Annotated in this window: 21 protein-coding genes; 11 read left to right on the top strand and 10 right to left on the bottom strand. The window is 68.4% G+C overall.

The features are described from left to right. Positions 1 to 30: 30 nt before the first annotated feature. Together ABIN76_RS10255 and ABIN76_RS10250 are read right to left on the bottom strand one after the other, a co-directional pair. Positions 31 to 912 carry a glutamate ABC transporter substrate-binding protein gene (locus ABIN76_RS10255; RefSeq protein WP_346959605.1) on the bottom strand — a complete coding sequence of 294 codons (882 nt, stop codon included), beginning with the start codon at positions 910 to 912 and terminating at the stop codon, positions 31 to 33. Between the two features lie 88 nt (positions 913 to 1,000). Beyond that, on the bottom strand, positions 1,001 to 1,756 hold the full coding sequence (locus ABIN76_RS10250) for an amino acid ABC transporter ATP-binding protein (RefSeq protein ID WP_346959604.1): 756 nt from the start codon (positions 1,754 to 1,756) through the stop codon (positions 1,001 to 1,003). 161 nt (positions 1,757 to 1,917) lie between these two features. Here ABIN76_RS10250 and ABIN76_RS10245 point away from each other — a divergent pair, with 161 nt between their 5' ends. From ABIN76_RS10245 to ABIN76_RS10230, 4 genes are all read left to right on the top strand, one after another. Further along, a complete protein-coding gene (locus ABIN76_RS10245) occupies positions 1,918 to 2,811 on the top strand; it encodes a TIGR00730 family Rossman fold protein (RefSeq protein ID WP_346959603.1) in 894 nt (297 codons plus the stop codon). 35 nt (positions 2,812 to 2,846) lie between these two features. Further along, entirely contained in the window at positions 2,847 to 3,257 is a 411-nt protein-coding gene (locus tag ABIN76_RS10240) for a DivIVA domain-containing protein (RefSeq protein ID WP_346959602.1), read from the top strand. Between the two features lie 20 nt (positions 3,258 to 3,277). Next, positions 3,278 to 4,555, top strand: coding sequence for a hypothetical protein (locus ABIN76_RS10235; protein ID WP_346959633.1), 1,278 nt, complete (start codon positions 3,278 to 3,280; stop codon positions 4,553 to 4,555). Positions 4,556 to 4,778: 223 nt separating this feature from the next. After that, positions 4,779 to 4,946 (top strand): DUF3117 domain-containing protein, encoded by a 168-nt coding sequence (locus tag ABIN76_RS10230; protein ID WP_079550332.1) that lies wholly within the window; start codon positions 4,779 to 4,781, stop codon positions 4,944 to 4,946. 65 nt (positions 4,947 to 5,011) lie between these two features. On the opposite strand, the gene ABIN76_RS10225 is transcribed toward ABIN76_RS10230, so the two are convergent. Continuing rightward, positions 5,012 to 5,644, bottom strand: coding sequence for an O-methyltransferase (locus ABIN76_RS10225; RefSeq protein WP_346959601.1), 633 nt, complete (start codon positions 5,642 to 5,644; stop codon positions 5,012 to 5,014). A 235-nt stretch (positions 5,645 to 5,879) separates the two neighbouring features. Here ABIN76_RS10225 and sigE point away from each other — a divergent pair, with 235 nt between their 5' ends. The 3 genes from sigE (at position 5,880) to ABIN76_RS10210 (ending at position 8,140) form a co-directional block, all read left to right on the top strand. Beyond that, on the top strand, positions 5,880 to 6,515 hold the full coding sequence (gene sigE, locus ABIN76_RS10220) for an RNA polymerase sigma factor SigE (RefSeq protein WP_346959600.1): 636 nt from the start codon (positions 5,880 to 5,882) through the stop codon (positions 6,513 to 6,515). Between the two features lie 8 nt (positions 6,516 to 6,523). Beyond that, positions 6,524 to 7,660, top strand: coding sequence for a hypothetical protein (locus ABIN76_RS10215; RefSeq protein ID WP_346959599.1), 1,137 nt, complete (start codon positions 6,524 to 6,526; stop codon positions 7,658 to 7,660). A 102-nt stretch (positions 7,661 to 7,762) separates the two neighbouring features. Beyond that, positions 7,763 to 8,140: a twin-arginine translocase TatA/TatE family subunit gene (locus tag ABIN76_RS10210; RefSeq protein ID WP_346959598.1), complete on the top strand. Its 378-nt coding sequence runs from the start codon at positions 7,763 to 7,765 to the stop codon at positions 8,138 to 8,140. A gap of 51 nt (positions 8,141 to 8,191) precedes the next feature. Here the strand turns inward: ABIN76_RS10210 and ABIN76_RS10205 are convergent, their stop codons facing one another. The 3 genes from ABIN76_RS10205 to ABIN76_RS10195 are packed head-to-tail and all read right to left on the bottom strand — an operon-like array spanning position 8,192 to position 11,358. Continuing rightward, positions 8,192 to 9,343 carry an Mrp/NBP35 family ATP-binding protein gene (locus ABIN76_RS10205; RefSeq protein ID WP_346959597.1) on the bottom strand — a complete coding sequence of 384 codons (1,152 nt, stop codon included), beginning with the start codon at positions 9,341 to 9,343 and terminating at the stop codon, positions 8,192 to 8,194. Positions 9,344 to 9,356: 13 nt separating this feature from the next. After that, positions 9,357 to 10,094, bottom strand: a complete 738-nt coding sequence (locus tag ABIN76_RS10200; protein ID WP_346959596.1) for a DUF1003 domain-containing protein — start codon at positions 10,092 to 10,094, stop codon at positions 9,357 to 9,359. After that, positions 10,075 to 11,358 carry a magnesium transporter MgtE N-terminal domain-containing protein gene (locus ABIN76_RS10195; RefSeq protein WP_346959595.1) on the bottom strand — a complete coding sequence of 428 codons (1,284 nt, stop codon included), beginning with the start codon at positions 11,356 to 11,358 and terminating at the stop codon, positions 10,075 to 10,077. Before ABIN76_RS10195 ends, ABIN76_RS10200 begins: the two co-directional genes overlap by 20 nt. A gap of 77 nt (positions 11,359 to 11,435) precedes the next feature. On the opposite strand from ABIN76_RS10195, the gene ABIN76_RS10190 reads away from it, so the two are divergent. Beyond that, the gene (locus ABIN76_RS10190; protein WP_346959594.1) at positions 11,436 to 12,341 is read left to right on the top strand and encodes a general stress protein; all 906 of its coding nucleotides are present in this window, start codon (positions 11,436 to 11,438) and stop codon (positions 12,339 to 12,341) included. A 110-nt stretch (positions 12,342 to 12,451) separates the two neighbouring features. Here ABIN76_RS10190 and ABIN76_RS10185 read toward each other — a convergent pair whose 3' ends face one another. After that, on the bottom strand, positions 12,452 to 14,035 hold the full coding sequence (locus ABIN76_RS10185) for an aminopeptidase P family protein (protein ID WP_346959593.1): 1,584 nt from the start codon (positions 14,033 to 14,035) through the stop codon (positions 12,452 to 12,454). Positions 14,036 to 14,106: 71 nt separating this feature from the next. Here ABIN76_RS10185 and ABIN76_RS10180 point away from each other — a divergent pair, with 71 nt between their 5' ends. Both ABIN76_RS10180 and ABIN76_RS10175 read left to right on the top strand, forming a co-directional pair. Further along, a complete protein-coding gene (locus tag ABIN76_RS10180) occupies positions 14,107 to 14,952 on the top strand; it encodes a PHP domain-containing protein (RefSeq protein ID WP_346959592.1) in 846 nt (281 codons plus the stop codon). Between the two features lie 8 nt (positions 14,953 to 14,960). Next, positions 14,961 to 15,569: a MarC family protein gene (locus ABIN76_RS10175; RefSeq protein WP_346959632.1), complete on the top strand. Its 609-nt coding sequence runs from the start codon at positions 14,961 to 14,963 to the stop codon at positions 15,567 to 15,569. 64 nt (positions 15,570 to 15,633) lie between these two features. On the opposite strand, the gene ABIN76_RS10170 is transcribed toward ABIN76_RS10175, so the two are convergent. From ABIN76_RS10170 to ABIN76_RS10160, 3 genes are all read right to left on the bottom strand, one after another. Then, on the bottom strand, positions 15,634 to 16,527 hold the full coding sequence (locus ABIN76_RS10170; RefSeq protein WP_346959591.1) for a site-specific DNA-methyltransferase: 894 nt from the start codon (positions 16,525 to 16,527) through the stop codon (positions 15,634 to 15,636). A gap of 8 nt (positions 16,528 to 16,535) precedes the next feature. Further along, complete coding sequence (locus ABIN76_RS10165) at positions 16,536 to 18,278, bottom strand: DEAD/DEAH box helicase (RefSeq protein ID WP_346959590.1); 1,743 nt, start codon at positions 18,276 to 18,278, stop codon at positions 16,536 to 16,538. Between the two features lie 311 nt (positions 18,279 to 18,589). Then, positions 18,590 to 20,071: an RNB domain-containing ribonuclease gene (locus ABIN76_RS10160; protein WP_346959589.1), complete on the bottom strand. Its 1,482-nt coding sequence runs from the start codon at positions 20,069 to 20,071 to the stop codon at positions 18,590 to 18,592. A 40-nt stretch (positions 20,072 to 20,111) separates the two neighbouring features. Here ABIN76_RS10160 and ABIN76_RS10155 point away from each other — a divergent pair, with 40 nt between their 5' ends. Then, positions 20,112 to 20,783 (top strand): ferritin-like fold-containing protein, encoded by a 672-nt coding sequence (locus tag ABIN76_RS10155; RefSeq protein WP_346959588.1) that lies wholly within the window; start codon positions 20,112 to 20,114, stop codon positions 20,781 to 20,783. Positions 20,784 to 20,787 lie beyond the last annotated feature (4 nt).

Below are 20,787 nucleotides of genomic sequence, written 5' to 3'. Positions count from 1 at the left end.
AGCTGCGGGCATGCGGCCGCCACACCCGGATTAGTAGCGGTCGATCGTGGGGAGCTTCGGAGCCGTCTTGATGACAGCGCCGGCGGTTGCTTCCCAAGCCTTCTTGTAGGAACCGTCCTTGTCGAAGGCTTCCAGCTGGTCGTTGATCCAGGTGCGGAAGACCTTGTCGTCCTTCTTCAGGCCGATGCCGTACGGCTCCTTGGTGAAGGTCTCGTCGGAGGCCAGCTTGAAGGCGTCCGGCTCCTTGTTGACGAAGCCGGCCAGGATGACGTTGTCGGTGGTGACGGCCTCAACCTGCTTGTTGCGCAGCGGCTCAAGGCAGGCGGAGTAGGTGGCGGCCGGAACCAGGACGGCGCCGTACTTCTCCACGATCGTGGAGGCAGGGGTGGAACCGGTCACGGAGCAGACCTTCTTGCCCTTGACGTCCTCGGGCTTGGTGATCGAGGTGTTGTCCTTGTTCACCATCAGCGCCTGGCCAGCCTCGTAGTACGGGCCGGCGAAGTCCACTCTGGTCTTGCGCTTGTCGTTGATCGTGTAGGTGGCGACGATGAGGTCGACCTTGCCCTGCTCAATGAACTGCTCGCGGTTGGCGGAAACCGTCTCGACCCACTCGATCTTGTCGGCGGAGATGCCCAGCTTCGCGGCGAGCAGCTTGCCGATCTCAACGTCGAAGCCGACGGGCTTGCCGTCGAGGCCCTTCTGGCCGAAGAGCGGCTGGTCGAACTTGGTGCCGATGGTGATCTTGCCGGCGGAGGAAAGCTTTGCCATGGTGCTGTCGGCGGCGAAGCTCGGCTTCTCGGCTACGGGCGGGTTGGTAGTGGAGGAGCTGCCGCCGCACGCGCTCAGGCTCAGGGCCAGAGCTGCCGATGCGGCAACCAGAAGGGATTTCCTTCGGGTCAAAAATGCCATCATGACATTCCTTTCATTGGTCGGCTGCCTCACGGCAGCCTGGGTGCGAACTCTGCGGAAAAATCGGGAAGAGGCTTCGGGTCGGGAGGGCTCAGTGGGTCAGGAGCTTGGACAGGAAGTCCTTGGCCCGGTCGCTCTTCGGGTTGGTGAAGAACTCCTCGGGCGTCGCGTCCTCAACGATCTGGCCGTCCGCCATAAACACCACGCGGTCGGCTGCCTTGCGGGCGAAGCCCATCTCGTGGGTGACCACGATCATCGTCATGCCTTCCTTGGCCAGCTGGATCATGACGTCGAGGACCTCGTTGATCATTTCCGGGTCCAGCGCGGAGGTGGGCTCGTCGAAGAGCATCACCTTCGGCTTCATGGCCAGGGCCCGGGCGATCGCGACGCGCTGCTGCTGCCCGCCGGAGAGCTGGGCCGGCAGCTTCGGCGCCTGGTGTCCGACGCCGACGCGCTCCAGCAGAGCCATGGCGTCCTTGTCGGCCTCGGACTTGGACACACCCTTGACCTTGATCGGGCCGAGCGTGACGTTTTCCAGGATCGTCTTGTGCGCGAACAAGTTGAAGGACTGGAAGACCATCCCGACGTCGGCGCGCAGCTTGGCCAGCTCCTTGCCTTCCTCGGGCAGTTCCTTGCCGTCAATCCTGATGACGCCGTCATCGATGGTTTCCAACCGGTTGATGGCGCGGCAGAGCGTTGACTTGCCGGAGCCCGAGGGGCCGATGACAACAACGACCTCTCCCTTGCGGACGTTCAGATTGATGTCCTTGAGGACGTGCAACTGGCCGTAATGCTTGTTCACGGCATTCAGGGAGACGAGGGCATCGCCGGGCACTTGAGTAGTCATAAGAAGAATCTAGCGAACATTAGCGGAATATGACCGCAATCACTCGGAGTTGGTCCACATCGTGACCCAAGAGATATCCGCAGGTCAGGGTCCTGCCGCACGGTCCGCCGGGCCCGACGTGCCGGGGCGCCGGGGCTGCCGATCCGCGCTAGCCTATGGGCATGAGTACCGAGCCGCAGCCCACCGAAGACCAGAGCCCCGCGCCGAAGGCAGGTTCCGGGCGGCGGGACGCGCCGCCGGCCAACGGTATCCGGCACAAGGGGCCGCTGGAATTGCGCCGCAAGGCGGCCAGGGTCACGATGTCAGACCAGACACTGTTGGACACCAAGGGCCCCGGGCAGTTTGTGCACACCGACCCGTGGCGGGTACTGCGGATCCAGAGCGAATTTGTGGAAGGCTTCGGCGCCCTCGCCGACCTCGGCCCGGCGGTCAGCGTGTTCGGCTCGGCCCGGACCGTGCCCGGCAGCCTCAACTACGAGCTGGGCGTCGAGGTGGGCCGCAGGCTGGCCGAGGCGGGGCTGGCCGTGATCACCGGCGGCGGTCCCGGCTCCATGGAAGCGGCCAACAAGGGCGCGGTCCAGGGCAACGGCGTATCGGTGGGCCTCGGGATCGAGCTGCCCTTCGAGCAGGGCATGAACCAGTGGGTGGACCTGGGCATCAACTTCCGGTACTTCTTCGCGCGGAAGACCATGTTCGTGAAGTACGCGCAGGGCTTCATCGTGCTGCCCGGCGGCCTCGGCACCCTGGATGAGCTCTTCGAAGCCATGGTCCTGGTCCAGACCCGCAAGGTGACTTCGTTCCCGATCGTGCTGATCGGGACCGCCTTCTGGAGCCCAATGCTGGAATGGATTCAGACCACCCTGGTCGCCGAGGGCATGATGTCGGAGGAAGACCTCGACCTGGTGCAGGTGGTCGACGATCCGGCGCTCGCCGTCGAGCTCATCGTCGAAGGTGCCGCCCGCCACCGCAACCCGAACGGGAACAACCCCAGCACCGGGAACGGCAGCGGCGGCAACAACGGCGCCGGCACCGGCGGCAACGGCCCGCGGGGCTGAGCAGCCGGCGCGTCCCCGTCTGGCACCATGGAGCTGTGAGTTTCTTCCTGGTCTTCGTGGCGATCGTGCTGGCCGCCGTCGTCATCCTCGTCGGCACCGACCTGGCGCCGCGGATCTTCCGCCGCCGCGCCGGAGAGCAGCCCTTCAACGACGGCTTCGACGAGCCGGTGGCCTCGCTGCCGGCCGTGCTGTTGCCCGCTGATGCGGCACCCGCGGACGTCGAGAAGATCCGGTTCGCCGTCGGCGTGCGCGGCTACCGGATGGACCAGGTGGACCAGGTGCTCGACGAGCTCCGGGACCAGATCGCCCGGAAGGACCGCGAAATCGCCGGCCTCCGCACGGAACTGGAAGGCGCCCAGCCGAAACCCGCCCAGAGGGAGCGCGCCCAGCCGGAACCCGCCCAGCCGGAAGCTAACCCTGCCCCGGCGCCGGACCTGGCCCCGTGAACGCCACGGCACAGGACGGCCTGAACTCCGCCGTGTGGAGCCGCATCACGGCCGCCGGCACCCACGCTGCCCGCTGGCCGTGGTGGCTGCAGGTCGGCGGCCTCTACCTCGCCGCCCGCCTGGTCAGCGCCTGCATTTTCATGGCGGCAGCCCTGCAGCAGGGCGTGAATCCCTGGTTTCCGGCAAAACCGGACTACTGGAACTTCATCAACATCTGGGACGCCCGCTGGTACGGCGAGGCGCTGCGGAACGGCTACCCCACCGAACTGCCAACCGACGACGCCGGCAACGTCCAGGAAAACGCCTGGGCCTTCTACCCGCTGTTTCCGCTGCTGGGCCGCTCACTGACCGGGCTGACCGGGATCGCCCCCGCAGCCTCGCTGACTGTCATCGCCATGCTCTCGGGCCTGGCGGCCTCCCTGGTGGTCTACTGTCTCTTCCGGCTCAAGGCCACCCATCGCACTGCGCACTGGGGCGCGTTGTTCTTCAGCACCTTTCCGGTCGCGGCGGTGCTGCAGGTGCCGTACGCGGAGTCGCTGAACCTGCTGCTGCTGGCCGGAGCCCTGCTGCTGGTGGTGCGCCGGCGCTACCTCGGGGCCATTCCGGTGGTGCTTTTGATGTGCCTGTCCAGGCCCACTGGCGTGCCCTTCGCCGCGATGGCCGGAGTGTTGTTTCTGTACCACGTGTACCCGCACCTTGTCGCGCGGTTCCGCGCCCGGCCCGCTGGCGATGTCCAACACGGCCAGCCCGGCCACTACGGCACGCCGGCCGGTGAGCGGCACAGCCCCCGCGAACTGTGGTCCCTGGCCGGGCTGGCCGCGGCCAGCGGCGTCGGCGCGCTGTTGTGGCCCGCCATCGCCTGGGTGCTCACCGGCGACCTGCAGGCCTACACCAAGACCGAAACCGTGTGGCGCGGGCACGACCTGGTTCCGTTCAAACCGTGGTTCGATACCGGCGTCCAGCTGTTCGGACCCGTCCTCGGACTGCTGGCGCCGTTCGTCTTCGTCGCCGTCTTCGTCCTGCTGATGATGTCGCGGCCGGTCGCTGCGCTGGGCACGGAACTGCGGCTGTGGTGCGTTTGTTACGTGGGCTATCTGCTGGTGTTCCTGCACCCCCAGACCAGCACCTTCCGGATGCTCCTGCCGCTGTTCCCGCTGGCCCTCAGCGCGGCCCTGGTTTCACGTTCCCGCGCCTACCGCGGCACGGTTATTATCATGTTTTTTCTGCTGCAGATTGTGTGGGTTGTGTGGCTGTGGGCCTGGGCCCAGCTGCCCGGCGGAGGCGACTATCCGCCGTGACGCCGAACACCTTTCCGGACCGGAAATGCGGCATTCCTTGGGGCCGGGGAAAGTCCATCGATTAGCTACAAGCGCGTAATTACGGGATAATAGGGCTCAAGCAAGGAAAACTGAGTGTTGAGCCACGGCGGCTGCTCCATCGCCGCCGGGCGGCTTGTTTGACCAAGCGGACGCAGCCCGGCCGGGCTGGTAAGTCACGGGACTACTGGAGGGGATATTCCTCATGGCGGCTATGAAACCACGCACCGGCGACGGCCCTATGGAAGTGACCAAAGAGGGCCGCAGCCTGATCATGCGGGTTCCGCTCGAAGGCGGGGGACGGCTTGTGGTCGAACTCAACGCTGCAGAAGCGACAAACCTCAAGGAATGCCTGGTCGGCGTTACCGAATAGCTTCTTCGTCGCGCTCGAAGGGGCCCGCAGCCTGACGGCGGCGGGCCCCTTCGGTGCGTCCGGGGCTACTTCTTGACGGCCACCAGCAGCCCGTCGCCGGTGGGCAGCATGGCCGAGGCGAGACGGTCGTCGTCGCGGATCGACTTGCCGATCTGGCGCAGCACCACGGTGGTTGCGTCGCGGGCCGCGGGGTTGGAAACCCGGTCCTTGTCCAAGGCGTCGTTGACGATCAGCAGGCCGCCGGACTTGAGCAGCCGGATGGCCTGCTCGACGTAGCTTGGGTAGTTGGGCTTATCCGCATCGATGAACACAAGGTCGTAGGCGCCGTCCGTCAGGCGCGGCAGCACGTCGCCGGCGCGGCCCGAAATGGTGCGGGTGCGGTTGGCCGGGCTGCCGGCCTCCTGGAAGGACTCCCGGGCGGCGCGCAGGTGTTCAACGTCGACGTCGATCGTGGTGAGGACGGCCTGCGGGCCGAGGCCCCGCAGGATGCAGACGCCGGAGACGCCGGCGCCGGTGCCGATTTCCACCGCGGTCTGCGCCTTCGAGGCGGCGGCGAGGACCGTCAGCACGGCGCCGACGCCGGGCCCGATCGGGGTGACGCCCAGTTCGAAAGACCGTTCGCGCGCGTGCAACAGAACCTCGTCCTCGGCAGGCAGATCTTCTGCGTAGGACCAGCTCGTGGACTTATCGGCGCTCATGGGTATCGCTTTCCGGGCAGGAGGGGAGTGTTTCATACAGCGTACTGTGTTCGGCAGGCTCTTCGGCGTTCCGCCGTGGGCGGAAGAACAGGGGGCGTCAGGAAATTCCCAGCTTATTTTGAAATGATGGTTATCCGCTCATCCGCGTGGTGATCGGCGCCGAATCTAGGGGTGTAGGAGCTTGCAACAGCAAGTGCCATCCAGGCGTAAGCACCATCCGCGAGGGGAGTGGACAATGTCGGTTCTGGCAGCTGTCCCTGTAACTGATGAGTCCCAGCCCACGGCCGAGGCCGAGTGGGTCAGGCCGACGTGGGAAGAGGTGGTGACCAACCACTCCGCCAAGGTTTACCGCCTGGCGTACCGCCTCACCGGCAACAAGTACGACGCCGAGGACCTCACCCAGGAAGTCTTCGTCCGCGTCTTCCGCTCGCTGGAGAACTTCAAGCCCGGCACCCTCGACGGCTGGCTGCACCGCATCACGACCAACCTCTTCCTGGACCAGGCCCGGCGCAAGAGCCGGATCCGCTTCGACGCGCTGGCCGAAGACGCGGAATCGCGCATTCCCGGCCGCGAGCCCGGCCCGGAACAAAGCTTTGAATTCAACAATCTGGACCTGGACGTGCAGGCCGCCCTGGAGGAGTTGCCGCCGGATTTCCGCGCCGCGGTGGTCCTGTGCGACCTGGAAGGCTTGTCCTACGATGAGGTCGCCGTGGCGCTGGACGTCAAGCTCGGCACCGTCAGGTCCCGGATCCACCGCGGGCGGACGATGCTGCGCGAGAAGCTTGCGCACCGCGACCCTCGGCCGCAGCCGGCGTCGAAGCAGTCCCTGAAGCCGCGGCTCAAGATGCCGCGCATCGCCGGCCTCCTCTGAACCGGGCAATGGGTCAACTGAAGCACTTCCTGGGTGGCCTTGCGTGCGAATACTTCGGCCGCAGGCCGCGGCGCACCCGGCGCACGGCGCAGCCGGGCAGCAGGGGCCAGCAGCGGCACCGCAAACACCTTGAGCGGTGCAGTGCGTGCCGTGAGCGGCAGCAGCGCGAACGCCAATACCTCGAACGGCTCCGCGGTGCCGCTGTGCCCGCCGCCAGCGAGGACCTGACCGCCCGCCTGCTGGCCCGCACCGGTGCGCTGGCCGCCGGACAGGAGAACGCTGCGGCCGACGAGGGAACTCCTGCGCCGCAGCAGCCATCGGCGGCCCGGCAGCTGGGCCTGCCGCGCCGGACGGGGCCAACGCGGGTCTCCATCCGGATCGCCGGCGCAGTCGCTGCGAGCGGGGTCCTGGTAGGCGGCGCCGCCTACCTGCTGGGCGGTGAGACGGCCCTGCCCGCCGATGAAGCGTTCACCTCGGCGTTCGCCGCCCGGAACGACGCCGGCCCGGCACTGTCCGCCGAGAGCGTCGCCGGGGCCGCGTGGAAACTCAGCAGCGGACCCGACGTCGCGCCCGCCGGGTCCCTGACCGCCGGGCAGCTCGCCCAACTGCGTGCCCGCGGCTGGGCGTGCCCGGAACTGCGGGAGCTGGGCTACCACCTCGTGTGGGCCCGTGGCGGCGTCGCCGACGGCTCCGAGGTCCTGGAGCTTCGGCTCACCGACGGCCGGCACTTCGCCACGGTCCTGGAACAGCATGCCGGCGGCGCCGCGGACCGTCCCGGCACGGCGGCCGCCCGGCACGGTGCGGGTCAGCCGGCCGCTGCGCCGCCGGTCAACGTGCTGACCGGACACCCTGCCACCGAGGACGGCTTCGTCGCCGCGCCGCTGGACACGGCCGCAGCGGGCGGCTCGGCCCTGCCGGCCGGGGACCTCTGGGTCAACCGGCAGGGTCCCTTCCGGGCCATCTACCGGACCCCGGCAGCCACCTTCACGTACATCTCTGAACTCCCGGCAGAACAAGCTGACGACGGCGTGGGCGCCCTGGTGCACGCGCGCCCCGCCAAGGCCGCGGCACTGCCGGACACCGAGGCGGTGCCCGTCCGGCTGGAGCGCGGCCTGGAGCGCATTCTGGAGCTGCTCGCCCGATGATGCGACGCGCCCTCCCGCCCCGTGGTGGGGTCCGCCGGTCTGGCCGCAGCGGGGTCCTGGCCGAATCGTGTCGCACCGGAGTGAGAGGGTAATCTTCCTAGAGTGCTTGGAATCAACGGACCGGAGTTCATACTTCTGCTGATCATCGGCCTTTTGGTGATCGGCCCCAGCAGACTGCCCGAATACACCCAGAAGCTGGCCAACATCGTCAAGGAAGTCCGGCGGATGGCGTCCGGCGCCCGGGAGCAGATCAAGGAAGAAGTCGGCATCGACATCGACGATGTGGACTGGAAGAAATACGATCCCCGGCAGTACGACCCGCGGCGGATCATCAAGGAAGCGCTCCTGGAGGACGACTCCAAGCCCGTGAGTGCCGGGGCGCCCGCGGCGGTCGCCACCGCCGAGGAGCACCGCCCCGCCAGGGTCGTGGAACGGCTGCCCGAGGGTGAGGCCGCGCCGTTCGACTCCGAGGCCACCTAGGCGGGAAGTCGGGCCGCAGCGGACGGGCCGCAGCGGGCCGGCCGGCGCGCGTCAGCGCGGCTGCAGGCCCAGCGACATGCCCTTGAGGCCGCGCGGGCTGGAAGCCAGCTTGCCGGCAATGCCCGCCAGGGCTTGCGCTGCCGGCGTTTCGGGGCGGCCCAGCACCAGCGGGACCCCGCTGTCACCGCCTTCGCGCAGCAGGATGTCGAGCGGGATCTGGCCCAGCAACGGCACCTCGGCGCCGACCGTGGCGGTGAGCCGTTCGGCGAGTACGGCGCCCCCGCCGCTGCCGAAGAGATCCATCCGGCCGCCGTCGGGCATTTCCAGATAGGACATGTTTTCCACCACGCCGGCCACCGACTGGCCGGTCTGGACCGCGATCGCCCCGGCCCGCTCGGCCACGTCGGCGGCCGCGGCCTGCGGAGTGGTGACCACCAGGATCTGCGCCTTGGGCAGCAGCTGGGCCACGGAGATGGCGATGTCGCCGGTGCCGGGCGGCAGATCGAGGAAGAGGGCGTCCAGGTCGCCGAAGTAGACGTCCGTGAGGAACTGCTCCAGGGCGCGGTGCAGCATCGGCCCGCGCCAGGCCACCGGCTGGTTGCCCGTGACGAACATGCCGATGGAAATGACTTTAACGCCGTAGGCCACCGGCGGCAGGATCATGTCATCCACCCGGGTGGGAGCCTGCCTGATGCCCATCAGCGCCGGAACCGAGAAACCGTACACATCGGCGTCGACGATGCCCACCCGGAGCCCCTGCGCCGCAAGAGCGCAGGCCAGGTTCACGGTCACCGAGGATTTTCCCACCCCGCCCTTGCCGCTCGCCACGGCATACACCTTGGTCAGGGAGCCCGGCGCATTGAACGGGATCCCGCGCGCACCGCCGGGGCCGCGCAGCCGCTCCTTGAGCGCATCGCGCTGTTCCTGGCTCATGACCTTGAGCTCGACGTCGACGGCGGTGACACCCGGCACGGCGGCCAGCGCGGACTCGCAGTCCGCGGTGATGGTGCCGCGCAGCGGGCAGCCGGCGATGGTCAGGAGTACGGCGATTCGTACCCGGCCGCCGTCGGAGACGTCCACCGACTCAACCATGCCCAGTTCGGTGATGGGGCGGCGCAGTTCCGGGTCGATCACGGTGGCCAGTGCCGCGTGCACGGCCTGTTCCAGGGCGGAGTCCGGGGCTGATCCGTGCGGGGTGCTCATTGCGGGGGGTGGCTCAGCTTTCGGGGAGGGTGCGTGGGGCGGGCGGTTCCGGGTTGTCCGGCCTGCCCTCGGTCCTGGCGTCGCTGCGGACGCGGGGGATCTGCTGGGTGCGGGGACTGCGCTGTTTATCGCGGCGGTCCTTGAGTTTTTCCCTGACCTTCTCGCGTGGGGACTCGTGGACGTCGGCGGACGGGTCGTGGCTGCGCAGTTCCTCCTGTGCCTCCAGCATGTCCTCAAGCAGGCTGCGCAGCTCGGCGCGGACGTAGTCGCGGGTGGCGACTTCGCGCAGGGCGATGCGCAGCGAGGCCAGCTCCCGGGTCAGGTACTCCGTGTCGGAGAGGTTCCGTTCGGCGCGCTGGCGGTCCTGCTGCAGCGAGACGCGGTCCCGGTCGTCCTGCCGGTTTTGCGCGAGCAGCAGCAGCGGGGCGGCGTAGGAAGCCTGCAGCGACAGCATCAGGGTCAACAGTGTGAAGCCGAGGGCCCGCGAGTCGAACTGCCACTCCAGCGGCGCGAAGGTGTTCCATCCCAGCCAGACGACCACGAACACCGTCATGTATACGAGGAACTGCGGTGTGCCCATAAAGCGGGCAAAGCCTTCCGTGGCGTGGCCGAACGCGTCCGGGTTGGGGGAGAATTTCGGCAGGATCCGCTGCCGGCCGCTCAGCGGGGTGTCGAGGCTGCCGGTGGTCCGTGCTCCCGGACGGACGTTGGAGTTCCGTTGCGTGCTGATATCAGCCAATGCGGCCTCCAAGCTTCCTTATCGGGGCGTCGTCCTCGTGGGCGCGCCAGTCATCGGGCAACAGATGATCAAGCACGTCATCAACAGTCACCGCCCCGACGAGCCGGCCGTCGTCGTTGACCACGGGGAGTGAGTTGAGGTTGTACGTGGCGAGGGCGCGCGCGACCTCGCTGATGTGGGCCTGGTCCGAGACGGGTTCGAGGTTCTTGTCCACGAGGTTGCCCAGCGGTTCCGGCGGCGGATAGCGCAGCAGCTGCTGGATGTGCACGACGCCGAGGAACCGCCCTGTCGGCGTCTCGAGCGGGGGCCGGGCGATGAAGATCGAGGAGGCCAGCGCGGGGGAGAGCTCCTCGCGCCGGACGTGGGCGAGGGCCTCGGCGACGGTCGCTTCCGGGGGCAGGATGACCGGGACAGGGGTCATCAGGCCGCCGGCGGTGTCCTCGTCGTATTCGAGCAGGCGGCGCACGTCCTCGGCGCCTTCGGGTTCCATCAGCTGCAGCAGTTCCTCGGCCTGCGCGCTGGGCAGTTCGGCGAGGAGGTCGGCGGCGTCGTCGGGGTCCATCTCCTCCAGCACGTCGGCAGCGCGCTCGACGTCGAGGGCGGAGAGGATTTCCACCTGGTCGCCCTCCGGCATTTCCTGCAGCACGTCGGCGAGGCGTTCGTCCTGGAGTTCGCTGGCCACCTCGAAGCGGCGCTTGTCGCTCATCTCCTGCAGCGCCTCGGCAAAGTCGGCGGGCTTGAGGTCCTCGTGGGTGGCCACGAACGCGGTGGCGGCCTGGGGCTCCGTGCGGGCACCCTGCTGGGCATCGGCCCAGTCGATGATCATGGTCTCGTTGCGCCGCAGCCGGCTCAGGGGCGAGAGCGAGTGGCCGCGGCGGACGAAGAGCTTGCTGACGAACCAGTCGCCGGAGCGGTGCCGGTCCATCGCGATGTCCTCGATGGTGGCGTCCCCGCTGCCGTCGGCGAGGGTCACGCGGCGGTCGAACATCTCGGCGACCACGAGCATTTCCGCGCCGCGCTGTTCAAAGCGGCGCAGGTTGACCAGCCCGGTGCAGATGATCTGGGTCTGGTCGATCGAGGTGATGCGGGTCATCGGCACAAACACCCGCTTCTTGCCGGGGACCTCGACGACGATGCCGACCACGTGCGGGGCGCCGCGGTTGCCGCGGGAGAGCACGACGACGTCGCGCAGCCGGCCCAGACGGTCGCCCAGAGGGTCGAAGACGTCCAGTCCAAGGAGGCGCGCGACAAATACCCGCGAAAGAGTTGTGCTCACACCTACAGGCTACCGAGTCCGCTCTCTTTTAGCTGAATTTGCAGGCGCCGCCCAGCTGGATGGGTGAGAATGGGCGTATGTCAAACATTTTTGGTGGTCCAAAGGCCGGCGCTCCCGGCGGGGCGGACGAGTCCCGCGCTGTTCCCAAGGGGGACACCGTCGGTTCCTACAACTCCTACCTGGACGCCCAGAAGGCGGTGGACTACCTGGCGGACCAACAGTTTCCCGTGCAGCTGGTCTCGATCGTCGGCAACGAACTGAAGATGGTCGAGCGTGTCACCGGCCGGCTCACCTATCCCCGCGTGGCGCTCTCCGGCGCGCTGAGCGGCATGTGGTTCGGCCTGTTCGTGGGCGTTATGCTCTCCTTCTTCTCCGAGTCCGGCGGTTACTTCTCGATTGTGACCTCGGTGCTGATGGGGGCGGCGTTCTTTATGCTGTTCGGCATCGTCACCTACGCGATGCAGCGGGGGAAGCGTGACTTCACCTCCACCAGCCAGGTGGTGGCGACGAACTATGACGTGGTGGTGGCCTTTGAGGCTGCCCATGAGGCCCGGCGCCTGCTGCACCAGCTGCCGATGACCCAGCACGATGCCTCCGCCCCGGGCTACCAGCAGCACGACCACCAGCACCAGCCGTTCCCGCAGGGACCCCAGCAGCCCGGCCCGCAACAGCAGGGCCAGCAGCAGCCCGGCCAGCCGGGACAGGGGCAGATGCCGCAGCGTCCGGCGGGTTGGAGCGACCCGTACGGGCAGCGGACCACCGACGCCGGCCAGCAGCCGGCCGCCGGCGGGGCCGCCGCACAGGAAGAGGAACCGGTCCGCCCCTCCGGTGTCAGCTACCCGGACCTGCCCGACGGCCGCCCGCAGTACGGCGTCCGGGTCACCGACACCGCCCCGCCCACCCGGCAGGGACCTTCGCAGCAGGACGCAGCTCAGCAGGACGCAACGCAACGGGACGAACAGCGCGGCGAAGAACGGCGCTAGGAGCACCGGCAGGAGAGTTTCGCCGCGAGCCGCAGCACGAAAACAGTAAGTAAAAGGGGAGGGCCGCCGGATCAATCACCGGCGGCCCTCCCTTTCTCCTTGCCTGGTTGCTAGGGCAGCTGGGCTTCGATTTCCTGGTAGATGCCCGCCATCCAGGACTCGACGTCGTCGGCCTTGCGGGGCAGCGCGGCACTCAGGTTGACCGGCCCGTCCGCCGTCATCAGGATGTCGTCCTCGATCCGGACGCCGATCCCGCGGTATTCCGCCGGGATGCCGAGGTCTTCCTCCTTGAAGTACAGCCCGGGTTCGATCGTGAAGACCATGCCCGGTGCCAGGATTCCGTCCAGGTACAGCTCGCGCTTGGCCTGGGCGCAGTCGTGCACGTCCAGTCCCAGGTGATGGCTGGTGCCGTGCGGCATCCAGCGCCGGTGCTGCTGGCCCTCGGTGCTGATGGCTTCCTCGACGGACACCGGCAGCAGCCCCCAGTCGGCGAGGCGTTCGGCCAGCACGGTAGTGGCCGCGGTGTGGATGTCGCGGAACTTGGTGCCGGGCTGCGCCGCGGCAAAGCCGGCGTCGGCGGCGTCGAGCACAGCCTCATAGACCTTGCGCTGGATCTCGGAGAAGGTGCCGTTGGCCGGCAGGGTGCGGGTGATGTCCGCGGTGTACAGGGAGTCTGCCTCGACGCCGGCGTCCAGCAGCAGCAGCTCGCCGGCGTTGATCTTGCCGGTGTTGCGGGTCCAGTGCAGCACAGTGGCGTTGTTGCCGGAGGCGGCGATGGTGTCGTAGCCGAGCTCGTTGCCCTCCTCGCGGGCGCGGGCGAAGAAGGCGCCCTCCACCACGCGTTCGCCGCGGCGGTGCGTGAGCGCCCGCGGCAGGGCCTTGACCACCTCGGTGAAGCCCTCCACCGTGGCGGCCACGGCCGTCTTCATCTGCTCGACTTCCCATTCGTCCTTGATCAGGCGCAGCTCGGAGAGGGCCTCGCTGAGCTTCTCGTCGAGGGCGTCCAGCACGCCGAGGTCCAGGTTCTCCGGGTCCTTGGCGGTGTTGTAGCGGGCGGTGTCCACGAGCGCATCAATGTTCTCGTCCACCTTGCGCACCAGGCGGATGGAGATGCCGCCGATTTCCGGGGCGCCCACGTTCTTGGTGATGGCGAGCTCGAGTTCGCTCAGGTCGGCGGTGTCCAGGCCGAGCTTGGCCTGGAATTCGGCGAGGGTGGGGCGGGCACCGATCCAGAACTCGCCGGCGCGGGAATCGGCGTAGAACTGCTCGGTGTCCCGGCCGGCCAGCGGGCGGAAGTACAGGGTCGCGCGGTGGTGGCCGCCGTCGTCGCCTTTGCCCTCGTCCGCGGGCTCCAGGATCAGCACGGCGTCAGGCTCGTGGTCCAGGCCCAGGCCGGTGAGGTGGGCGAAGCCCGAGTGCGGACGGAAGCGGTAGTCGCAGTCGTTGGAGCGGACCTTCAGCGGGCCGGCCGGGATGACCAATCGTTCACCTTTGAACAACTCTGAGATGGCCCGGCGGCGGGCGGCGGCGTGGCCGGCGACGGCGTCGCGTTCGGGCAGCTGCTGCCGGGACGGGGCCCAGTTGCTGGCCATGAACGCCTTGAAGGCATCGGAGCTGGGCCGCTGCGAGCGGTTGTTGACGCGCTCGTCGAGGGGCTGGGAAGCGGAGACTTGGGTGTTATCTGCATCGTTCACCGTCCCATAGTCTCACCAGCGCCGCGGCTTAGGCCAACAAGCCGCGGCGGCGGATCTACTAGGCTGGGGAGGTGAGGATTGACCTGCATGCCCACTCGAATGTTTCCGACGGCACCCAAGCGCCCGCGGAGGTGATGGCGTCCGCTGCGGAAGCCGGGCTCGACGTCGTCGCCCTGACCGACCATGACTCCACCGACGGCTGGGCCGGGGCCGCCGCCGCCGCGCGGAAACGCGGCATCAGCCTGGTCCCCGGCATGGAAATCTCCTGCCGCACCAGCGAAGGCATCAGCGTCCACCTGCTCAGCTACCTCCACGACCCGGCCCACCCCGGCCTGCTGGAGGAGATCACCAAGGCGAAGGACGCCCGCTTCACCCGGGCCGAGCGGATGGTCAGCCTGCTCGCCGAGGATTACCCGCTGACCTGGGACGACGTCATCCATCACGTCGCGCCGGGCGCCACCCTGGGCCGGCCGCACATCGCCGACGCGCTCGTGGCCGCGGGTGTGGTCGAGGACCGCACCGAAGCCTTCGAATCGATCCTGACCTCCCGCTCCCGGTACTGGGTGCAGCACTACGCGCCGGACCCGGCCTACGCCGTCGAACTGGTCCGCGACGCCGGCGGCGTGCCGGTGTTCGCGCACCCGGTGGCGTCCTCCCGCGGACGGATTGTGGGGGACCGCACCTACCGGGAAATGATCGACGCCGGCCTGGCCGGGCTGGAGATCGACCACCGGGACAACCCGGAGGAGGGCCGCGCCTTCCTGCGCCGGCTCGCCGAACGGCACGGCCTGCTGGTGACCGGTTCCTCCGACTACCACGGGACCGGCAAGCCGAACCTGCTGGGCGAGAACCTGACCGCGCCCGAGGTGTTTGCCCGGATCGAGGAACTGGGTACCGGAACGTCCGTGGTGCGCTGATGGAGTGGATCGACCTTCAGCTGCTGGCCTCCGTGATCGTCACGCTGTTCGTGATCATGGACCCGCCCGGGACAGTGCCGATCTTTATGTCGCTCACGGCCCAGATGGGCGCCAGGGACCGCAACCGCTCCGCGCTCCAGGCGCTGCTTGTGGCCACCGGCGTGATCGTGACCTTCGCGATTTTCGGACAGTCCATCCTGAACTACATGCACATCTCGCTCGCCGCACTCCAGGGTGCCGGCGGCCTGCTGCTCGTGCTGATCGCGCTGCAGCTGCTCACCGGCTCCACCGGCGGCGAGGAGAACGCGGCCAAATACAAAAACGTTGCTTTCGTGCCGCTGGGCACTCCGCTGATGGCGGGACCGGGCGCGATCGTCGCGGTCATGGTGTTTGTCCAGCGCTCCGGCAGCATGGCGCAGTACCTCGCCGTCGGGCTGGGGATTGCCGTGACGCTCGCGTCCCTGTACCTGGCGATGCGCTTCGCCGGCGTCGTGCAGCGCGTCCTGGGTGAGAACGGCGTCGAACTGGTCACCCGGATCGCCGGCCTGCTGCTGTCCGCGATCGCGGTGCAGATGATTGCCGACGCCGTGCACGCCTTCGTCAAGAGCTGGAGCTGATGGCGCCGCCCAGCTGACTGGCAGTACCTGGCGGCTCGGCCCTCAAAACCGGACCTACCGCGAGTCAGTGGGGGAGGACCGGGGGCTGGGTTCCCGGCAGCGCCGTGAAGCTGGCGTGCGCGGCGAGCCGTTTGGCCATCACGTCGACGGCGGCCTGGTTCTGGTCCACGCAGACGAATTTCCGGTCGAGCTTCGCGGCCACGGCGCCGAGCGTGCCGGAACCGGCGAAGAAGTCCAGGCACCAGTCGCCGGGCCGGCTCGAGGCCGCGACCACCCGCCGGATCAGGCCCTCCGGCTTTTGCGTCGGGTAGCCGGTTTTCTCTTTACCGGTGGGCGAGACGATGGTGTGCCACCAGACGTCGGTGGGCAGCTTGCCGAGCTCGCGCTTGGCCGGCGTGACCAGCCCGGGGGCCATGTACGGTTCCCGGTCCACCTCGGCGCTGTCGAAATGGTATTTAGTCGGGTTCTTCACGTACACGAGGATGTTGTCGTGTTTGGTCGGCCAGCGGAACTTGGCCCGGGCGCCGTAGTCGTAGGCCCAGATGATCTCGTTGAGGAAGCACTCGCGGCCGAAGATCGCGTCCAGCATGACCTTGGCGTAGTGCACCTCGCGGTAGTCCAGGTGCAGGTACAGGGTGCCGTCGTCGGCGAGCAGCCGCCAGGCCTCGACCAGCCGCGGCTCCAGAAAGGACCAGTAGTCGCTGAAGGCGTCGTCGTAGCTGTGCAGCGCGCCCTTGATCGTGTCGTAGGACCGGCCCTTGAAGCCGACCCGGTCGCCCTCGCCGCCGGTGTTGAGCACCATTTTGGTTTCCTGGCGCCGCTGGACCCGGCCGGTGTTGAAGGGCGGGTCCACATAGATGAGTGTGAAGGCGCCGTCCGGCAGCGTCGGGAGGTATTCCGCGTTGTCCGCGAGAACCACCAGGTTGCTGCCGTCCGGCGCCCAGACGGTGTCAGTCATAGAGAGGATTAGGCCTCGGCGCTGCGTGCCGGAGCGCCGCCCTGTGCCTCGCCGGCCACCACTTCGCCGTTGCGGCGGCGGGTGCGGGTCCGGCGGCGCGCGCGGGTGGCGCGGTCGACCTCGGTCGGCGCGCTTGCCGTTGCCGGGGCGGCTGCCTCGGCGGGTCCGGTGGCGGTCTCCTTCTCGGGCGAACGACGACGGCGCTCACCGGAGCGTCCGCCGTCACGGGAGCCTTCACGGCCGCCGTCGCGGGAGCCGGAGCGTCCGCCCTCGCGGCCGCCGTCGCGGGAGCCGGAGCGGCCGGAGTCGCGTCCGCTGCCCCGGGCGCCGTCCCGGGCACCTTCCCTTGCGCTGGGGCGGGTGTTCTTTTTGCCGGTCTCGCCCAGGTCTTCGAGGACTTCGGCGTCGACGCCGGCGAGTACCCGCTTGTCGCGGGGGAGCCGGCCCTTGGTGCCCTCGGGGATGTCCAGTTCCTCGTACAGGTGCGGCGAGGAGGAGTAGGTCTCCACCGGTTCGGGCACGCTCAGGCCCAGGGCCTTGTTGATCAGGCCCCAGCGCGGCATGTCGTCCCAGTCGACGAAGGTCACGGCGGTGCCCTTGTTGCCCGCACGGCCGGTGCGGCCGACGCGGTGCAGGTAGATCTTCTCGTCTTCGACGCACTGGTAGTTGATGACGTGCGTGACGTCGTCGACGTCGATGCCGCGCGCGGCGACGTCGGTGGCGACCAGGACGTCCACCTTGTTGTTGCGGAACGCGCGCAGCGCCTGCTCGCGGGCGCCCTGGCCGAGGTCGCCGTGGATGGCGGCCGCAGCGAAGCCGCGGTCCACGAGCTCCTCGGCGACCTTCGCGGCGGTGCGCTTGGTCTTGGTGAAGATGATGGTCCGGCCGCGTCCGCGGGCCTGCAGGATGCGAGCCACCACCTCGATCTTGTCCATGCTGTGGGCGCGGTAGATCAGCTGGCGGATGTCGCGCTTGGTGAGGCCCTCATCCTCGGGATCCGCGGCGCGGATGTGGGTGGGCTTGGTCATGTAGCGGCGTGCCATCGCGACGACCGGGCCGGGCATGGTGGCGGAGAACAGCAGGGTCTGGCGGACGGCCGGGGTACCGGCGATGAGGGTCTCCACGTCCGGCAGGAAGCCCAGGTCCAGCATCTCGTCGGCCTCGTCGAGGATGACCATCTTGACGTTCTTCAGGACGAGGTGCTTCTGCTTGTACAGGTCGATCAGTCGCCCGGGGGTGCCGACGACGATCTCGACGCCCTGCTGCAGGGACTCGACCTGCGGCTCGTAGGCACGGCCGCCGTAGATCGTGGTGATGCGGGCGTTGCGCTTGCGGGCCGCGTTCTGCAAGTCGCTGGCAACCTGGACGGCGAGTTCACGGGTCGGAACGATCACGAGGGCCTGCGGGGCGCCGGGGGCCGGGAGGTCGGCGAAGCCCGCGTCGTCGCGTCCGATGACGCGCTGCAGGGCCGGGATGCCGAAGCCGAGGGTCTTGCCGGTGCCGGTCTTGGCCTGGCCGATGATATCGTGGCCGCCCAGGGCAACCGGCAGCGTCATGGCCTGGATCGGGAACGGGTGGGTAATGCCGGCGTCGGCCAGGGATTCAACGATGTCCGCGCGGACGTTGTAGTCGGCGAACGACTTTTCCGCGATTTCGTGCGGGGTTTCGTCCGAGATGATGGTTTCTTCCGGCTCGATCGTTTCCGTGCCGGATTCGTCAGTCAGAAGCTGGTGCGTGTGCAATTCACTCACAGGGGAGTTTCCTTATTCATTTGGGCTGCGCTGCTTGCTCAACGGGGCCGGCGCAGGGCCGTTCCGGAGCACGCTCAGGGGCGCAAGCAAGTCCAGTGGAAGCCGATCGCGGGCTATCTAAATGCTGGCACTGGGACCAGCGGGTGTGTCTCAAGATCGCGTAGGGGCGGGCTTGTTGAATTCGAAAAACATGGAAATCAACGACCGGGCATCCATTACTACCCTTCCAGTCTAGCTGTTCGCCGTTCGGAACCTCGACCGGGGCCGGCGGTGTGGCGCGGCAGCGGCGCCGGAGCGGGGCGGGGCGACGATCAGCCGACGAGTTCCAGCCGGACTTCGCGCGTCACGATGTCCGAGGACAGGACCCGCACCCGGACCTGGGTGCCGGACTCCAGTTCGCCGGGGCACCGTGCGGTCACCGCGGGCTCGGCGATCTGCACGATCCCTGTCGGGCCGTTCCCGTTGTTGCCCTTGCCGTTACCGTTGGCGCTGCCGTTCTTGGCCGGTTTCGAACCGGAAATGACGACGGCGTCGAACTCCTGCCCGATGTGGTTGCTCAGCAGAGCCGCTTCCACGGTGTCCAGTGACAGCCGCTCCAGTTTGGCGGCCAGCTGGTCCGAGGCCGCCATGATGGCCGGCAGCGACGGGAGCGCGTCGCGGGCCCAGCCCGGTACCTCGGCGTCGTTGGACAGGGCCTCGCAGATGACCAGGACAAAACGGTCGATCAGGCGCCGCAGCGGGGCGGTGGAGTGGGCGTAGGCCGCGCCGATGGCGGATTGGATGGCGTCCTCGGGAACTGTCCCGTCGAACGGGGTGTAGCCGGCCCCGCGGAAGAGCATGCCGGCGGAGTGTACGATCGCGAGCTGGCGCGGGTCGGTGGGGTCCAGGGTGCGCAGGTATTCGCCGTAGCTGATCCGGCCGTCCCAGGGTTTGCCGAGTGCGCCGGTCTGGCGCCGGAAGTGCCGCAGCGAGCTCTCATCCGGGGCGGGCATGGTGCGCAGGATGCCGACTTTGCCCTGCAGCATCAGGTCCGCGGCGGCCATGCCGGTCATCAGGGATATCTGGGCATTCCAGTCCTCGACCGGCAGCGGCGGCGCGGCGACGATCCGGTAGCCGCCGTCGGGCAGTTGTTCGATTTCCTGCTCCGGCATGTTCAGGCTCGCCCCGCCGCGGAGCCGTTCCAGTTCAACCCGTTTGCTGCCGACTTCCTTGAGCAGTTGCAATACCGGGTCCGCGGTGCCGCCGTCGAGTGCGGCCTGCACGCCGTGGTAGCTGAGCTTGGCCCGGCTGCGGACCTGCGCCCGGCGCACCAGGACGGAGGCCACTTCGGCGGCGCCGTCGAGTTCGAACTCCCAGACGAAGGCCGCACAGAGCTGGCCCGCCAGCAGGCTGCCGGCCGCCTCGCTGATGACTTCGGGGTGCAGTGGGATGCGGCCGTCCGGAGTGTAGAACGTTTGGCCGCGGCGCCGGGTCTCGGCGTCGAGCGCACTGCCGGGCTGGACGAAGGAAGGGACATCCGCGATGGCGTAGAAGACCTTGTAGCCCTCGCCGTCGCGGTCAATGAACAGGGCCTGGTCCAGGTCCGTTGAGGACGCCGGGTCAATGGTCACGAACTCGACATGCGTCAGGTCCAGCTCGGGCAGTTCGTGGCCGGCTACAGCCGCCTCGGCGTCCCGGAGCGCCGCTTCCGGGAACGGACCGGGCAGTTCCAGGGTGGTGCGCAGTGCGTTGAGCGCCTGGGCAAGCTGGTTCTTCTGCTGGCGGACGCTCGGAGTCAGGCGATGATGAGACACGAAATCAGGGTAGCCCGATTTCCGCCACTAGTCTTGAAGCATGAGCACCTCCCCGGCCGAGCCCGCCCGCTACCAACGCTTCCTCAGGGACCTGCTGGGCGTGATGGCCTACGGGGAGCTCTCAGCCTTCGAACGGCTCTCCTCCGACGCCCGGTATTCGCCCACCCTGCACGACCGTGCGGTGCTGGGCCGGCTCGCCGTCATCGAGTTCCAGCACTTCGAACTGGTCTGCGCGCGGCTGGCCGAACTGGGCGCCGACGCGGAGGAAGCCATGCTGCCGTTCCAACCGTCGGTGGACCACTTCCATGAGCGCACCCGGCCCGCCGACTGGCATGAGTCACTGATGAAGGCCTATGTGATCGACACAGTCTCCGCCGACTTCTACCGCTCCATTTCCAGCTACGTCGACGCCGGCACCGCCGCGCTGATCGAACAGGTCCAGTCCGCAGGGGACGCGACGGCGGTGCTGCGGGACCGGCTCAAGGCGGCGCTTGCCGACGACCCGCGGCTGGCGTCCCGGCTGGCGCTGTGGGCCCGGCGGCTGCTCGGGGAGGCACTCACCCAGGCGCAGCGGGTCAGCGTGGAACACGCCTTCCTCGGCGGCCTGACCGGCGCGGACGAGGCCAGAGCCGGTGAACTCGCCCGCGCCCTGACCGCCGACCTCGCCGCCGGGCACTCCCGGCGGATGTCCCAGCTCGGACTCGCCGGCTAGGTCC

Origin of the sequence: uncultured Arthrobacter sp. (assembly GCF_964021775.1) — a bacterium.
Lineage (GTDB): Bacteria > Actinomycetota > Actinomycetes > Actinomycetales > Micrococcaceae > Arthrobacter.
The sequence above is the reverse complement of the archived record's forward strand: the minus strand, read 5'-3'. Positions and strand labels throughout refer to the sequence as shown.

Bases quoted from the DNA above. Each gene is read 5' to 3' on its own strand.
- ABIN76_RS10170 (WP_346959591.1), bottom strand. From the start codon at position 16,527: ATGACTGACACCGTCTGGGCGCCGGACGGCAGCAACCTGGTGGTTCTC.
- ABIN76_RS10155 (WP_346959588.1), top strand. From the start codon at position 20,112: ATGAGCACCTCCCCGGCCGAGCCCGCCCGCTACCAACGCTTCCTCAGG.
- ABIN76_RS10190 (WP_346959594.1), top strand. From the start codon at position 11,436: ATGTCAAACATTTTTGGTGGTCCAAAGGCCGGCGCTCCCGGCGGGGCG.
- ABIN76_RS10250 (WP_346959604.1), bottom strand. From the start codon at position 1,756: ATGACTACTCAAGTGCCCGGCGATGCCCTCGTCTCCCTGAATGCCGTG.
- ABIN76_RS10205 (WP_346959597.1), bottom strand. From the start codon at position 9,343: ATGAGCACCCCGCACGGATCAGCCCCGGACTCCGCCCTGGAACAGGCC.
- ABIN76_RS10245 (WP_346959603.1), top strand. From the start codon at position 1,918: ATGAGTACCGAGCCGCAGCCCACCGAAGACCAGAGCCCCGCGCCGAAG.
- sigE (WP_346959600.1), top strand. From the start codon at position 5,880: ATGTCGGTTCTGGCAGCTGTCCCTGTAACTGATGAGTCCCAGCCCACG.
- ABIN76_RS10255 (WP_346959605.1), bottom strand. From the start codon at position 912: ATGATGGCATTTTTGACCCGAAGGAAATCCCTTCTGGTTGCCGCATCG.
- ABIN76_RS10225 (WP_346959601.1), bottom strand. From the start codon at position 5,644: ATGAGCGCCGATAAGTCCACGAGCTGGTCCTACGCAGAAGATCTGCCT.
- ABIN76_RS10230 (WP_079550332.1), top strand. From the start codon at position 4,779: ATGGCGGCTATGAAACCACGCACCGGCGACGGCCCTATGGAAGTGACC.
- ABIN76_RS10215 (WP_346959599.1), top strand. From the start codon at position 6,524: ATGGGTCAACTGAAGCACTTCCTGGGTGGCCTTGCGTGCGAATACTTC.